Genomic DNA, 16,256 nt, shown 5'->3' with positions numbered 1-16,256 from the left:
ATGGTGGAAACAAGTGATAAATCATGGAAAATCCTAAAACTAGTCCTGAAAACAGTTATTTTACTTGTATTTTTATATGTAACCCTTATAAACCCACAGAGGATTGAATTAAGGATTTTAATGGCTGCAGTAATGTTTGCTGTAATAGTATTTCCTTTGAAGTCATGGCATTAATTAAACTATTTTTTAAGGATTTACATTCCCTTTTAAGGACTTGCATTCCCATGATCCCCCTAGTGGTAGGGGAGCATGCCTAAAAAAACACTATTTTTTAAATGGTTTTCTACAGAAGAAAATATGGGATGTTTCATGCGGGTTCATTTTTTATGAAACAGTTTTTAAAAGTGAGGTTCATATTATTACCCAAAGGTAATCATCATGAGGCTTAGAAAGGATCTCATAATCAAACCCAATCTCAATGCTCCCTACGATGAGGAATCTGAGAGGCATGCAGACTGGCTGGAACTCCTCTTCGATCTGATATTCGTTGCTGCAATATCCCAGCTTGCACTGAACCTCACTGCAGATTACTCTCCCATCATCTTCCTGGAGTACATACCTGTGTTCTTTGCAGTGTGGTGGAGCTGGGTGGGTCACACATTTTACCTAAGCCGTTTCGGTGCAGACGACATGTTCAACAGGTTTCTGACCATGCTTCAGATACTGGTTGTTGCCATGATGACCGTGAATGTTAAGGATGCTCTTGGAGCCTCAGGATTCGGATTTGCACTTTCCTATGCATTTTTAAGGTTCATACTGGTTGCAGAGTACCTCCGCATCTGGAGGCACGTGCCTGAAGCCCACAGCCTCAGCAAACGTTACGTCGTGGGTTTTGGTGCTGCTGCCATGATATGGGTGGTTTCAGCCTTCACACCTCCACCTTTGCGCTTTGCACTCTGGGGACTGGGTCTTCTCGTGGATGTTCTCACACCCCTCACATCTGGAAAGCTCCAGGTAACCCTTCCACCCCATCCAACCCACATACCCGAGCGTTTCGGACTCTTCACCATTATACTCATAGGTGAAACAATCATCAGCGTTGTTTTCACCGTTATAAATGCAGGGCCCAGTATTTTAACTGAAGTCACAGGTTTCATGGGGCTTCTCATAGCCTTCAGCCTATGGTGGGGTTACTTCGAGGAGTCAGGAGGAGCTGAGGCCCATGTTCAGGAGGCAGGGCATCAGGTGGCCAAGTACCAGCTCTGGCTCTACTCACACTTCCCACTGCTTCTTGGAATCGTTTCAACAGCAGTTGGAATGAAACACATCATATACCTTGGAACAGGATTCATGCCTGCAGGGGAGGTATGGCTTTTAACCTGCTCCCTGGGCCTTGCACTCCTCTCCCTCACCATAGTCTTCATATCCTCCTACAGCATGGAAACCTGCAAAGAATGGGCTCTTCAGATATTCAGACTACCCTACTACGTTATAATAGTTCTGGTGGTGCTTACAGGATTTTTAGGCTCCACTTTACCGGGATACGTGATACTGGGAATCTTAACCCTGCTCTGTATCGTGAAGATGGTTCTGAGCTTCAGGGAGCCTCCAGCTGTTTGTAAGATGTACAAATAGATTTTAAAAGTTGTAGTTTAAAAAAGTTGTTTTTGATTTTATTAAAAATTTTTTAAAAAAATTAAGTTTACAATTCCTAAACATTTGTTCATGATGCGTAAACAAAAAGTTTACGGTACGTAAACATGTTATGGATCCATCCTTGAGACATAGTGTGGATTGTAACTTGAAGGTACAACCTTCTGGATTTTACAAACTTATTTTGGTTGTAAAATGGTTTTATAGGAATTAAATACTAAAACGAGTTTAAATTGATATTTGTAGAATTAATCACGAAAAATAAGAGGTTATTTATAAGCTTTCTTCCTGGGTAAAACAGCAAAAATTATTATTTCATGACCTTCATGAAGCTCAAAAAGGACTCTGTGTCCACCCACTCTCAATCTGTAATGATTTCTGTAACCCTTTAACTTCTTAATATCAAGTTCTGGAAGAAACCCCTCTTTAAGTTTAAGAAGCTTTTTGTGTATGGCACTATTAGAATCAGAACTTAATGATTCCAACTGTTTTTGAGCCCTCTTGTCTATAAAAATTTTATATTTCATTTAACTGAAGTTTCCCTTCTTTTTTCAGTTTTTCATAGGCCTCAATTGCCACTACCTCATCTTCCTCTGGTTCTTCCACCCCAATCAGACGGGAATCTATTATTCCCTCGATTTTCTCCAGCATGAACCTGATTTCATTGAGTTCCTTTTCTATTTCAGTCAATATTTTCACCGCTTTTTATTATGTTTTTAAGGTTTATTATATTTGCTGAAAGTCTCAATCCGGAATGTTTGATGCCACTTTTTTGGTAAACCTATGTATATCTCCATGTTACCACTCATTAAAAAAGGGTTGTTTGGACGTCGTTCATCCTGGCTTTCTCAAGTTTTCCGTTGCCCCGGATATGGAGGATCTTAACTCCCCTTCTGAGGAGGGTTTGACTTATGAGGTTGTGCCTGTGACAGTTGAAGGGGTTTTCTTCACTGCACATGAGAGAGGTTTTCCTGGTTTTTAGAAGTTCCATAAGCTTGGATATTCCCTCCCTGTAGGCTGGACCAGCTTCGATCAGACTGTAAACAACCTTCCCATCTTCGTAGTACTTCTCATCCTTTGGTTTGCCCCCTATTTTGTCACCTAAAAATTCGTAGCCCACACCTTCATCTTCCAGTTTTGCCTTCAGGTTTTCCCTGTTGAACTGTGGAACGTACTTACTGTAGGGGGAGCTGCGCACATCAACGATCAACTTTATACCATGGGATCGGATTAGTTCCATGAAGTTTTCCATGTCCACGTTGCTGTGGCCAACTGTGAAGAGGTAGTTCTCATCTTCCATAACGATTCCTTCATTTTATTGCATAGGTTCCTGTGATAAAGCGTATCAATTTCTACATTATATAAATAACGTTTGTATGATTATTTTAGGGTTGTAAGTGTTTTTAGGTAGTAACTGTTTTTATGGTTTTAACTCTTTCAATGAGTGAATATGTGGAATTAAAGACTGTAAAAACTCAGTTTTGCAGGGTATCTAAGGGAGTTCAAGTCCCTCTTAATCACAGTTAGATGGGATAGGTTGAACATTTGTTTTCATGGATTTAGTTACCAAGGTATAAATATAATTGGAAATCATAGAATGTTTAGTGATATCCAGTAATTATACTGTTCAGATTAGACAAAGGTAGGGGGCCTGGCATTTATAGATTTAGATAGGATGTATCCTTCATGGGAAGAGCTGGAAGATAGATTAAACCCGGCAAAAAGAGCTTTAATTTCTTTTTTAGACAGGAATATTCCTGAAAACTGGAAGATATTTGTTGAACCCTGTTTGAATGGATCCTACCCAGATCTGATACTCCTAAACCCTGATAAAGGATTCATGATCTACAGGGTCATGGAGAGCTTATCAGAAAGTGTCAGCCCTGAAATGGATAAAAAACAGCTTGATTACTACAGGAACAAGATCATTCAGGAACTGGTACCAGATATGGCTGAGAAGATGGATATTAACTCCAAAATATTCGTTGTTACTCAAATTGGGGTTTACGTCCATGATCTTGGAGGGGAGGAGGTTCGTGAAAGGTACTCTGAATATCCTTACCTTGCTGCTGGGGGTTACGATGACTTGGATGAGGTTGGTCTGGGTGAGATCCTGCCGGGTGTTGAATATCCAACCAGCAAGTTCATGGAGAGTGAATGGGCAGATGAACTTGAATCATGGCTGAAACCACCCTACCACAGGGAAAAACGTACGGATCTTGAACTAACAGACGAACAGAAGAAACGTTCTAAACCACAGCCAGGACATAAGAGGCTTAGAGGATCAGCAGGTAGTGGAAAAACACTGGTTGTGGCTTACAGGGCAGCTCAACTTGCTGCAGAGGGTCATAAAGTGCTGGTCATCACCTACAACAGAACCTTGTGGTACTACATCAGGAGTATCGTGGATAAAACACCCTACAACTTTGAATGGTCCAACATAACCTTCAGACACTTTCATGGGTTCTGCCGTGACATTCTAAATGAGCTGATGGTTCCAATGGATGATATAAACGATGCACCATTCATAGTGGAGTATTCAATCAAGGATCGTGACATTGATAATTTCAAATTCGATTCCATACTCATAGATGAGGGTCAGGACTATGAATGGGACTGGTACCATCTCCTATCACAGTTTTTGAACGGACGTGACGAACTCTTCTTCGTGTGTGATAAGAAACAGAATGTCTACGATAGGGAGCTGAACTGGATCGACAACATGGGGGACTTTGAGGGTAAGGTGAAGTTCAGGGGAAAATGGCCAGAGTTGAACACTGTTTACAGACTTCCAAAGGAGATAGCTCAGGTTTCAAACAGGTTCAGTGAAGAGTACGGTCTTGATCAGTCGGTTCATATGGATTTCTCCCAGGCCACACTTCTCAAGGATTCTAAAATCTTCCAGTGGAGGAACATCCAGATGGGGAACTGGCTCTCTGATGTTATGGAAGCCTACAACACCATAAGGAAGCTGGGAGTTAAGGATAACTCTGAAATCGTTATACTGGTCCCTAAAAACAGTACAGGTATTGAACTCGTTGATTTCTTCAGGGGAATGGGGGTTGATGTTGACCATGTTTTCGTTGAGGTAAGAAGTGGCGTAACAAGAAAACCTTTGTTTCAGGTAATGGACGTTTGAGGATCAGTACCATACACAAATTCAAGGGCTGGGAGGCTAAAAATGTTATCATGCTTGTGCCCACAGACTGGGCTGGAGATGAAAACCTGGATTCCATTGTTTACACAGCCATGACACGAACCCTTGAAAATCTCATAGTCCTCAATGCAAATGAGAGGTACTGGGATTTTGGAGGAGAATTTGATGAAGATGAAATCCTGGAGGAGGTTGAAGAGGATCTTGATGGGTACGAACTTGAAGCCTGGATGGAAACCCTACCATATCCACTGGCTTCCATACTCTGGGCCGGTGTCAGCAGTTTCAACTACGAGCACAAGGTGAAGTACCTTCTGAACTTCTTTGAAGCCCTCTCAGAGTTCAACTTCAACCTGATCCTCAGTGGATTCGCATCGGACAGGATATTCTTTGAAAGGGAAGTTTCAAGTTACCTTGAAAAGGAGAAGGAGTACCGTGAGGACTGGTTTGAAAAACCATCCTTCGGTATCTGGAACAACCTCTACTACAACATGGCATCCATACTTCGAAACCAACTCATAAACAGTTACAGACGTGATAATTGCCTTAAATTCTTTGGAAATCCTAAGGTTGAATTTCTGGAAAGTTTATCAAATTTTGAACTAGTCATGTTACTCAAGGAAGTTTCAAAGCACCGTAACGTGTGGGAGGGTCATGGTCCACGTGTTTCAGAGGATGAGTACCAGAAGAGATACAAGGTTCTCCTGAAGGATCTCTTCAAGGTCAGGGATATTCTCCAGGATGTTTACAGGTACATCTTCCTGGTGATCCCGGTTCAGGGCACCATGGAGAATGGTGAGTACAGTTACACAGTTAAGAGGTACATGACAACCAGATCCCCCTTCAGGCCCATGAACCTGGACAGTAACGCTCCACTGGACAACAGCAAACTATACCTGGCAACGAGCAGCAGGAAGGATCATCTGGAAGTTCTACCCCTTTTCATAAATGTGGATGATGTCTGTTACTTCTACAACGGTAAGAATGAGGAGACTGGGCTTGCAAGGTACAACTCCTACCACTACGACAAAGAACCTGAAATATTAGTGCCCTTTGACAGATTGGAAGGGGTTTTGAGGTTGGTTGGGTGAAGAAGGGTTCAGATTTTTTTTTAAAAAATAGGTAGGGCATTGGATTTTTCTTTCTGAAAAAGGAAAAGTTTCCTCTGATTTTTACTTGTGATTACGATGTAATATACCTAAATTGAGCCTCTTAAAAAAGTGAGTATTACACTCTGATTTTTTATCTATCTTGTGGCTTACGGATATATCTGTGGAGTAAGGTTCCAATAATAGTACAATTCTATTTATTAATTTTCTATCTAGTTTTCTTTTGGAATTTAAAATAAACTTCGGAACTGTTTTTGGCAGAAGAACCTTGTATAATTTTGGTTTTTCTATTACGCGGAAATCATTGTTTATGAAAGCTACAATTGCACCTACCCACAATCCACTGACAGGAATCCCATTAATTACAAGGAATTCTTTGAGATCAACAGCGTTGGTTATAATTTGTGAAGCAGGAGTTCTGTACAACTTTTTATATTCCCCATCTTTGTAGTAAAACCACTTATTTCCTTTTATACAGTACCTTCCACTGTAATTTTTAGTTTCTATAACAAATATTCCCTTAGGACCAACAACGATGTGATCTATGTTACCTTTATTTTCATACAACTTAACATCGTTAAAGATAAAATATTCCTTTGGAAGGGTTTCAAGGTATTTAAAAACTGTTTTTTCACCCTTCAACCCCCTGATCCATGAGTAACCTTCAACATCCTTAATTCGCTTCCTATGATCACCATACAAAACAGATACCGCGCCAAGGGGTACTAAAATTAAGAATATAAAATGGATGAATATCGCTAAAATTAAACCTGCAGAAGTGATAAATAATCCTGTGAAGAATAGTTTGCTTGCCTCCCTTTTTTCAGCCAGGTGTTTGAGTGCATGATACTCTGTATGGGTTAAACCATTAGACATTCGTTCTCTAATGTAATCATCATCAGTCTCATAGTAATCTTCTAGTGATTCAACGTAAATAAGTTGATTTCCACATTCGCAAAGGAAGTCCTCGGCTTCACTTTCGTCTTCAGCTTCATAATAAACATTGCATTCTTCACAGATCATGTAGCCCATTCAAATCCCAAATTTTATATTAAAAAGTTATATTTTTTATTATTTTCTATTTAAATGGCATTAATCTGTTTAAAAATAATAAAAAGTAATAATTAAGAGTTTAGAAGTAATAATAACCCTTTCTTTCCCCTTATTAAACTCAGATTTTAGAATTAGTTAATCAAAAAAGTTTATATAATCTCTATTAGGAATAAATTGAGTTCACTGAAAAAAGATTTATAATATGAAATTACATAAAGTCTCAATCTAATCCTTTCTTATTTTTTGGATGGCCCATTCCACGTTTTCCTGAACATAAACAACTGGATCGTTATCCAATTTTCTAAGGTAAGGTAATGCCTTTCTAGATTTTATCTTCCCAAGTGAAGTTGCTGCATACTGCCGTACCTGAGGCTTCGGATCCTGCAGAAGATCTATCAATGCATCTTCAGCACGTTTGTCCCCTATCTTGCCCAGTGCAGCTGCAGCTAAACGTCTAACATTGCCGTCATCATCCTTTGTTGCCTGACATAAAACATCAACGTGTTTGCTGTCCCTAGTTTCACCTAAAAGAAATGCTGTATGGGTTCGCATAATGTTACGAGGATCGTTCAGGATTATGTTGTGAAAATCGAATGGATCCTGAATTTCAGATGGTTTTTCATTCTTTTTCTGAGGTTTTCTTTTATGATTAGGAATGTGAACTGTTTTTCCAGATTTGTAATCCCTGATAAGATTTAAAAAACTTTCTCCGTAGTTTTCCATGAATTTTTTACCAATACCCTTGATTGAAAGCATTGCTTCAGGCTTGACCGGCATTTTTCTTGCCATCTCAATGAGTGGTGCATTGGCACAAACGATGTAAGCTGGCATTTCAATATCTTCTGCTATGCGATTTCTCAGGCTTCTCAGTTTACTGTAAAGCTCCTCATCAACACCAATCATCAGATCAACATTCTTGTTTTCAAATAATCCCATATCCAATGATTCTTTGTTGAATATGAAGCTGTTGCCTTCATCAGTTAATGATACAACATCGTTGTTTGGATACTCATCCACTGTTCTGGTTTTTAGAAACTTCTTTTCAACAAGGATCTCCATGAGTTTATCCATCTTCTTCCGGGATATGCCTGAGAGTACTGAGTAGGTTTTCAGCTGGTTCAGGTTTTCATCCACTATGAATGAGGATTTTGATCCCCTGAGAAAGACTACAACTCTGCCCCTTGCCATATCCTTAGGAAGTTCCTTAACAGCGTAGAGGATTATCTTAAGCACGGTTGATTCATAGAGATCCAGTAATTCTCCAATTATACTGTCATGCTGTGGAAGCCTTTTGATTTTCCCTCTTCCCTTCAGATAAAGCTCTAAGGATTCGTAGTAGTTTAAGGGGTTTCCACATTCACAGTTACCAAATTTTGTGATTTCTTCCTCTGAATTAACTTCATAGTAGACGTTACATTGTTCGCAGATAAGGTATGGCATAGGATCATCTCTACTCGTAATATTTCAGATGGAGGATATAAATTTATAGGAAATTTAATAAGTTTCAGAGAAGCTTGTTTTTTAACAAAGAAGAAATTTATCCATAATACTTTATTAAATAACAATTAAAATTCTGGAAAAAGTGTTAGAATATCATCCAAATGAAACCTGAATCGTTAAAAATTAAGGAATAAACTTATTTAAGTTTAGATAATACTATAGAATAATTGATTATATCTTTAAAAGGTGAAAAATATGGAAAATCAATTTAAAGATTTCTATGACGTACTATCTGAAAACTTAGAATCATATCAAGGTGAATATGCTTCATTCATTGATCATGGACCTAAACTTTTCAAACTATTAACTGAAATGCTTGAAGAAAGTAGTATCAGTAAAGAGTTAAGACTTGGAATAAGTGCTGCCATCGCCTACTACGTTGTGCCCATGGATATAATTCCAGAACAGGTATACGGGCCATACGGATACATAGATGATATTTACATCACAACCTACGTTATTAAGAGGATTGCAAAGGAATTAGGATATGAATGCTTAAAAAAGCATTGGAAGGGAGAAGGAAACCTTGAATCCGTGGTTGAAGAGTGTTATGAGAAATCTTTAGAGGTTCTTGAGGATAAAACTGATATTATCCTGAGTTACGTGGGACTGAAGGAGTAAAAAATAGGGAATTTATTTGTTGTAATTGACGTTACTCCAATTTTCTCCTTCCAGGAAACTCAATAGTTCATCAACGGAACCATCCTTCACTTCCAGATCTATCATTATCTCGGAATAATTTTCCATGTAACAGTTTATGAGAAGCTTTTTTACGTTTGAAGAGATAACAGGCCCTAACTCATTTAAAGTGGACATTATTTTTTCATTTTCAATTATTCCCTTCATCAAGATATTGATAGGGGATCCATTGTCATCTGAAACATAGATGATTTCTTTCTTAACAGGACTTAAGACTGAATCTTCTTCTTTGGAAGTTTCTTCTTCGAGAGTTAGATCTTCATCGGGAACATCTACAACATTTAAAGGATCTTTTTCATTAGGAACTGTTGAAGAATCTTTCTCAGAGACTTCTGCTGGTTTTTCTGAATCTGATCTATTGTCAGGTGTCTCATTCACTAAATTTTGATACGCTTTGAATTGGTCATTTATTTCCAAGATGTAAGTTCCGGTCTTTGGATTATACTCCAATAGATTCTGTTCTTGAAGTGTCCATATGTAATAGTTGACCTTTACAGGATTATCAATTTGTTTTAATAGTTCACTTTTATCAAAGGGTTTTCCAACTTCAACGTAATCCTGGATTTCATTCAATGCTTTCATTGCATTGGTTTTTTCTGAACATTCCTTACATTTTCCAACGTATCCATCTTCAGTTGTTGAGGATTTGTAAAAATTAGATAGTGGTAACCTTTTACCACATAATTCACATTCCTTAAACCCATCATCAAGAAGCTTTTTTTCATATGGATTTTTTACTTGAGGGAGTGGTACTTCAGGTTTTAATGCTTCAGGTTCTACGGTTTCTTCTTGTTCTTCCTCAGGTTTATCCCCATATTTTTCTATAAATGAATTTAATTTATCTTCAGAGTTTAAAGCATAAACATCCAATTTTTCATCATGGATTATTAAATCAAATTCCTGTAGAGTCCATAAGTAATCCAAAAACTTCGTTCTATCTTCGAATTGATTTTGGAGATCATCTTTATCGAATGGAGTATCTGGCTCAACGTAAGCTTTGATCTCTTCCAAAGCGGTTATAGCATGGGATTTTTTAGAACACTCTTTACATTTTGAATTGTGACCATCCTCAGATGTTGTAGAGGCATAGAATTGGGATACTGGTAATTTCTTGCCACATATCTCACATTCCTTTATTATCTTCTTTGTTTGTTTTTGTTTAGAAGGTTCTGCAATCTCTGATGTAATTATTTCTGGCTTTTTATCACCATATTTCTTTATGAAACTATTTAATTCCTCTTCCGGCTTTAAGGTGTACGAATCTTGTTTTTCATCTTGACTTATTAGATCAAACTCCTGTAAAGTCCAGATATAATCCAGAAACTTCATGCGGTCGTTACACTGCTTTAAGAGGTCTTCTTTATTGAATGGGGTATCTGGATCAGTGTACTCTCTGATTTCCTCCAGAGCTGTGACGGCATAAGACTTTCTAGCACATTTTTTACATTTCGTTGCGAGATTATCAGGTGAGGAATCAGATTTATAAAAATCTTCTAGGGGTAACTCCAAACCGCATAACTCACATACTTTTTTATCTGCAGGATTTGAAACAGTTTCATCTGAAGAAACATTCCCATCCAACTTATCTGAATCATCAGGATTTAAAAAGGTATCCTCTGAATCAGTTATGCCCACAGGTGTATCTTCATTCGAATTATCATCATTTGAAGGAATATCTATATTTATGTCTTCTGAAGCATCCTCTGAAGTTAAATCTTCTGAAATATTGGAATTTGAAGAAGCATCAATATCTAAATCATTTGAAACGTCTGAATCTGAATTAACATCTGAATCTAAGCTTTTAGCTGCAAATTTTGCATATTTATTGACTAATTCATCTACGTCCTTTTCATTATTGAAGATGTAAACATCCCGTGTGAACTCCTTAACAATAACCTGTTTTTTTAAAACGTGTAGATAAGATTTGAAGAGATCAGGATTATCCACCCTTTTTAGGAGACTTTTCTCGTTGAAAAGTTTTATGGATATTAACTCCATTATATCCTTCAGGGCCCTACCAGCATAAAGTTCTTCCAAACAATCTTGACATACATCCGGGTTTTCATTCAGAAAAAGATTTAATTCAGGATACTGTGTTTTTTCAAGTTCAGGTAATATTTTACCACATAAAACACAATAGCTACCCTTATTTTCCTTTTTATCAGTATTTTCTGATCCTAAGTTATCATCCAAATCTGTAGGTGTTATACGATCCATCTCCTCAAGGAACTCTTCAATATTTTCAAGAAAATTAGAACTATCTAGTTGACCAAGACTGATGAAGTATCTCTTCTTGTTACCTTCCAGGACTTTGATCCTTTCTTTTTCAATTAAAACTCCATTGAATGGCCTTCCTCTTAACTCAGGATAATTTACCCTGATTAAAACGAAGGGGTTGTTTTCATCATCTTCTGCAAAGGTTGCAATGGTGTTTTTCTCTAAACCTTCCATAGAAAAGTCAAGAACACAAAGGGGAAGGTTCGAATCATTCAGTTTAGGTTCATTAAGCCCAAATGCGTAGAGTGATCTTTTGTCCTTTTGAGTGTGTGAAAACCAGATATTTTTTTCCTTTAAACTGTACACATTCACATCTTCATGGAAATTCCGCACTCCAAAACCATCAAAAAATTCATAGATAACACTAATTCTACCAAATTTAACTGAAGAATCCTTTAATAATCTAAAAAAGTTGTTATCAGCTATTTTGATGCTACTGGGATTTTCTAAGACGTTTAATTTCATATTATTATCTCTCATGATCTGTGAGTCAATATGTTAAGGAGTTAATTGTAATGACCTACTATTTTATAATAGGACTAATCATTAATATGTTTAATATAAGATATAGGTAAATAAATTATTACATTTGTGTTTTATCGACGCGTTCAGGGGAGGGGGAAGTATAAATCAAAATAGATTGAATGACCAAGAAAATGTATCTCATGAACCTAGGTACTGGGTCCATAAGTTCGATAAAGGCTTGTTGAAACAATTGGATGCTTCAAAAACCTTAGGTGCTGAAAAAAAACGCAGCACGATTTTAAAAGATATCAAACCCAACGATAGAATTATTTTATTTTCAACGTTAGATCTTGATAAACAGAAAAATATTAGTTTCTTTGCTTACACCATGGTTAAAGAAACTTACAAGGATGGTAAATCACTTTACAATCATTATGAAAGTCCAAAAAAATTAAAACTCAAGGGAATGAAGTATTTCACGGATCCAGTGGTTGCCAAAAATATAGCAAATGATTTAGAATTTGTTGCAGATAAAAATAAATCAGCAAGTTACTTTAAAGCAGAATATAGGGAGATAACTGAGGATGATTTTAAAACTATACTTCGTAAAGTTAGTTTGACCAAGGAGTATCCTGCTTATTTCGAGAATGTGTCATTTACACTGGAAGATTTCCTTTTAAATTCAATCAATGGATTATACAATGTTATCCGTATAACTGAAAAACAAAAGAACCAATTTGAAATTAAGCTTTTCATTAAATTGTTAAAGAAACTTCTAAATGAATATGGCATATCAAAAACTTATGAAGAAATAGAAGAGTTCTATGCTAAAAATGTTTGGAAACTTGGTTTAAAACATAAAGCTTCACGGGACCCTGATAAATTTGTAGTTTTATACAGTCGTTTAGGTAAAAAAAGGAATTTTAGTTACATAAGTTTGGAGTAGGTGGTGTCTATGGATTACGAAGACATAATAATGGCTATGAAAAATGGGAATGTTCCATCAAGTGGTGCATCAGAAGTCTGCATTGGTAGGGAAAATGAGATAGAAGAATTCAGATATTTACTCAAAAAAGTAGATGAAGGAAAAGCTATCACTAAATTCATCAATGGAGAATATGGATCAGGTAAATCCTTCTTCCTTAAGGTTGTTGAGGAGATGGCATTTGAGGATAATTTTGTAGTTTCTAAAGTGACATTAAGTAGGGATATACCATTCAACAAGATTGAAGTGGTCTACAAAAACATTGCAAAAAATCTCAAGTGCAAAACAGGAACATCCCTTGAGCACATAATCGAGAGATGGATAACCAAACTCAAAATGATGGCATTCAATGAGACAACAGACCCTGTGAAACAGAATTTGATCGTTACGGAAAATATGCAGAATGATCTTGAACTTGCACGTGAACATTCCAATCCATTCGTGGTTGCAATAGAAAATTACCAAAAGGCCATGAACGCTGGTGACTATGAAACAGCAAAGTATGCTCAAGCATGGTTAAGGGGAGACTCCAACATACCCTTCACAGAGAAAAGAAAATTTGGTGTTAAAGGAGATATAGACCGTGAAAACACCTTCAAATTCTTAGAAGCACTTGCAGCATTCATAAAATCCATTGGATACTCCGGATTAGTTATTCTGATTGATGAAACAGAGTACATAATGAACTTACATACAAAAAAACTTAGAGATACTGCTTACAACTACATCAGGGACATATATGATGAATGTAGTTTAGGTAACTTTCAAAACACTCTCTTTGTAATGGCTGGAACCCCTCAATTCTTTGATGATCCTAAGTTGGGAGTTCCAGCTTATGGTGCTCTTTACGATAGAATAGAAGATGCCCTGGATACTTCGCTTAAGGATTTGAGAAAACCTGTCCTCACCCTTGAAGGATTTGAAAAGGATGATCTTATGGATATAGCTGGAAGACTTATGATCATGCACGAAGAAGTGTTTGAATGGAATTCTAAAGAAAAAATAAGTCCCATGATTGAGGAAATTGTTCTCACACACGAAGAAAATGCAGGATTAACCGGAGGAAAAGTCACACCAAGAATATTCATCCGATCCTTCGTCAGTGTCCTGGATACAGTACAACAAAACCCAGAAGAGTTTAGCACAGATAAGGATATCTTGAAGGTCTTTGCAGAAAAGGAAACTGAATTAGAAGAAGCGTTAGAAGATGACTGGTAACGACTCTGCTGTTGAACTTTTAAACAGCAGGATGAAGGGCTTCCTTGGGAATCGATTGAAGTGGAAAAGCCTGAATCCCATTCAGGAACAGGCCATTCCAGTGATCAAGGAAAAGAATGATACTTTGGTTATTGCACCAACTGCTTCAGGTAAAACTGAAGCTGTACTCATTCCTATCTTCGATGATATCATCACGAACAATTTAGAACCTGTTAGTGTCATCTACGTATCCCCACTAAAGGCCCTTATAAATGATATGCACGAAAGAATTGAAAACTGGTGCAATCATTTCAATCTAGAAGTTACCAAATGGCATGGAGATGTTCCGGGCACTAAAAAAAAGGCATTCATTAAAAATCCAACGGACATACTTTTAATAACCCCAGAATCCCTTGAGGTTATTTTCATGAACAAATCCTCCGAAGAGAAGGAAAGGATTTTTAAGAATGTGAAGTACGTGATAGTGGATGAGATACACTACTTCGTAGAATCTGACCGTGGAACACAACTCAACTCCATCATAAATCGAATGAAAGCTTATTTTAACGATTCTGTCTCAATTGTGGGATTATCAGCTACCGTGGGAAATCCTGAAACTGTTTCTAAATGGTTAAATCCAGATAAACCTGCAGAGATCGTAACTGATCCTTCAAAAAGGCCCTTTGATTACAAAGTTCTCTGTGGTTCAGATACAGATATTTGTGAGGTTTTAGAGAGGTACGTTGGCCGGAAAATACTCATATTTGTCCATTCAAGGAAGGATGCTGAGAGATATTACAATCTCCTGAGAAAAACCCTTAAAATAAACAATATCTACATACATCACTCCTCCATCGATCGTGACGAACGTGAGGAGAGTGAAAAAAAATTCAAGCACCTTAAAGATGGCTTTATGATAAGTACCAGCACCCTGGAGCTGGGTATAGACATTGGAAATATCGATATTGTGGTTCAAATCAGGCCCACATACAATGTAAGCTCTTTTTTGCAGAGAGTGGGAAGGAGTGGAAGAAGATCCAATAAACAAAAGTCCATAGTCTTTTACAAGAGGGATGAGGAGATCTTCATAACCCTGGCTGAGATCTGTTTAATCATGGAAAACCGTATCGAGGATATTAAAATTCCAGAAAAACCCAAAGACATCTATTTTCATCAGATATTAAGTTCAATATTTGAAAAGGGTAAAATAAAACAAGGCGAACTCTTTAATAGTTTAAAGAGTAGTTACGTGTTCTCAAAGATAAGCAAAGAAGATTTTAAATCCATAATTGAAAGCATGGAAGAGAGGGAATTTGTTCATAACATGAATGGAAATCTGAGTTTGGGTTACAACTTCGAGAAGAAATTTGGGAGACGTAACTTCATGAGCTTTTACAGTGTGTTCTGTCCCAGTATGGAGTACACTGTTAGGGAAGGTGTTAAGAATATAGGTTCTCTGGATCTACTTTTCGTCGTACACTTCCTCCAGAAGGGAACTAAATTCATTCTAGGAGGTGTTCCATGGATAGTCAAAGACATAGACCACAAAAGATTCAATGTTAAGGTTCAAAGGGGACCTAAGGGAAATGTTCCAGACTGGTACACTGAAGGTGCAGTTGTGGATCATTTGATAAGTAGAAAGATCTACGAGATTCTACTTGGAAACTACGATGAAGACATTCTTAAGACTTTCGATGAACTTTCACAGGATAAGATCCATGAATACGTTGAACATGCTGATTCTGTGGGTTTTAAAGAGGGAATAATTCCCGTGGAAATAGACTCAAACCAGGTTTACATATACACATTTGCAGGTTTAAAGGTTAATGCACTTTTATCCATCATTTTCAGTCTTTATCATGACATATACGATATAAAAAATAGTGCTTACTACTCATCATTCAAATTCAGGGATAATTTAAGCTTCGACATGATTCAAGAGCTTATGGGCAACGTTAAGGATATACTCAGTGAACCTGAAATAAGCACCTTAATCCATGAAAAAACTGGAAAATTCGTTAAAAACAAATTCATAAACTACTTGCCATATGAAGACAATGCTAAGCTTAAAATGGAACTTCTTTACAGTCCAGAGGATCTCATCAGGCTTCTGAGTGAGAATTCAGTTGAACTCATTGGTTCCACCAATTTTAAGGATTGGAGATGAGGATTGGATGAGTAAAGTCGGGTTATAAGATTTGAAGTTGATTATTAATTGAGATAA

Annotated in this window: 14 protein-coding genes; 8 read left to right on the top strand and 6 right to left on the bottom strand. The window is 37.2% G+C overall.

The features are described from left to right. On the top strand, window positions 1–174 hold the full coding sequence (locus J2756_RS09840; RefSeq protein ID WP_209585182.1) for a hypothetical protein: 174 nt from the start codon (window positions 1–3) through the stop codon (window positions 172–174). Window positions 175–378: 204 nt separating this feature from the next. Further along, window positions 379–1,575 (top strand): low temperature requirement protein A, encoded by a 1,197-nt coding sequence (locus J2756_RS09835; RefSeq protein WP_209585180.1) that lies wholly within the window; start codon window positions 379–381, stop codon window positions 1,573–1,575. A gap of 287 nt (window positions 1,576–1,862) precedes the next feature. On the opposite strand, the gene J2756_RS09830 is transcribed toward J2756_RS09835, so the two are convergent. From J2756_RS09830 to J2756_RS09820, 3 genes are all read right to left on the bottom strand, one after another. Further along, window positions 1,863–2,120, bottom strand: coding sequence for a type II toxin-antitoxin system RelE family toxin (locus J2756_RS09830; RefSeq protein WP_209585177.1), 258 nt, complete (start codon window positions 2,118–2,120; stop codon window positions 1,863–1,865). Further along, entirely contained in the window at window positions 2,110–2,283 is a 174-nt protein-coding gene (locus J2756_RS09825) for a hypothetical protein (RefSeq protein ID WP_209585174.1), read from the bottom strand. Before J2756_RS09825 ends, J2756_RS09830 begins: the two co-directional genes overlap by 11 nt. A 118-nt stretch (window positions 2,284–2,401) precedes the next feature. After that, window positions 2,402–2,893 (bottom strand): DUF488 domain-containing protein, encoded by a 492-nt coding sequence (locus tag J2756_RS09820; protein WP_209585172.1) that lies wholly within the window; start codon window positions 2,891–2,893, stop codon window positions 2,402–2,404. 375 nt (window positions 2,894–3,268) lie between these two features. Here J2756_RS09820 and J2756_RS11540 point away from each other — a divergent pair, with 375 nt between their 5' ends. Both J2756_RS11540 and J2756_RS11535 read left to right on the top strand, forming a co-directional pair. Beyond that, entirely contained in the window at window positions 3,269–4,732 is a 1,464-nt protein-coding gene (locus tag J2756_RS11540) for a UvrD-helicase domain-containing protein (RefSeq protein ID WP_245316028.1), read from the top strand. Next, on the top strand, window positions 4,729–5,838 hold the full coding sequence (locus tag J2756_RS11535; RefSeq protein WP_245316027.1) for an ATP-binding domain-containing protein: 1,110 nt from the start codon (window positions 4,729–4,731) through the stop codon (window positions 5,836–5,838). The genes J2756_RS11540 and J2756_RS11535 overlap by 4 nt, the downstream gene beginning before the upstream one ends. Before the next feature lie 81 nt (window positions 5,839–5,919). Here J2756_RS11535 and J2756_RS09810 read toward each other — a convergent pair whose 3' ends face one another. Together J2756_RS09810 and J2756_RS09805 are read right to left on the bottom strand one after the other, a co-directional pair. Continuing rightward, entirely contained in the window at window positions 5,920–6,888 is a 969-nt protein-coding gene (locus J2756_RS09810; protein WP_209585170.1) for a nuclease-related domain-containing protein, read from the bottom strand. Between the two features lie 246 nt (window positions 6,889–7,134). Continuing rightward, window positions 7,135–8,349: a HEAT repeat domain-containing protein gene (locus J2756_RS09805; protein WP_209585168.1), complete on the bottom strand. Its 1,215-nt coding sequence runs from the start codon at window positions 8,347–8,349 to the stop codon at window positions 7,135–7,137. 255 nt (window positions 8,350–8,604) lie between these two features. Between J2756_RS09805 and J2756_RS09800 the strand changes: the two genes are divergently transcribed. Beyond that, window positions 8,605–9,030, top strand: coding sequence for a YkvA family protein (locus J2756_RS09800; protein ID WP_209585165.1), 426 nt, complete (start codon window positions 8,605–8,607; stop codon window positions 9,028–9,030). A gap of 12 nt (window positions 9,031–9,042) precedes the next feature. On the opposite strand, the gene J2756_RS09795 is transcribed toward J2756_RS09800, so the two are convergent. After that, entirely contained in the window at window positions 9,043–11,850 is a 2,808-nt protein-coding gene (locus J2756_RS09795) for a hypothetical protein (protein ID WP_209585163.1), read from the bottom strand. 250 nt (window positions 11,851–12,100) lie between these two features. On the opposite strand from J2756_RS09795, the gene J2756_RS09790 reads away from it, so the two are divergent. Genes J2756_RS09790 through J2756_RS09780 form a run of 3 tightly spaced genes read left to right on the top strand, consistent with a single transcriptional unit; the run spans window position 12,101 to window position 16,199 of the window. Continuing rightward, window positions 12,101–12,796 carry a hypothetical protein gene (locus tag J2756_RS09790; protein ID WP_209585162.1) on the top strand — a complete coding sequence of 232 codons (696 nt, stop codon included), beginning with the start codon at window positions 12,101–12,103 and terminating at the stop codon, window positions 12,794–12,796. 9 nt (window positions 12,797–12,805) lie between these two features. Beyond that, the gene (locus J2756_RS09785) at window positions 12,806–14,053 is read left to right on the top strand and encodes a BREX system ATP-binding domain-containing protein (protein ID WP_209585160.1); all 1,248 of its coding nucleotides are present in this window, start codon (window positions 12,806–12,808) and stop codon (window positions 14,051–14,053) included. Continuing rightward, window positions 14,043–16,199 (top strand): DEAD/DEAH box helicase, encoded by a 2,157-nt coding sequence (locus tag J2756_RS09780; protein WP_209585157.1) that lies wholly within the window; start codon window positions 14,043–14,045, stop codon window positions 16,197–16,199. The genes J2756_RS09785 and J2756_RS09780 overlap by 11 nt, the downstream gene beginning before the upstream one ends. Window positions 16,200–16,256: the final 57 nt, after the last annotated feature.

Source organism: Methanobacterium aggregans, from assembly GCF_017874455.1.
In the GTDB taxonomy this organism is placed as follows: Archaea; Methanobacteriota; Methanobacteria; order Methanobacteriales; family Methanobacteriaceae; genus Methanobacterium_C; species Methanobacterium_C aggregans.
This window is presented reverse-complemented; position numbering and strand designations above follow the sequence as displayed.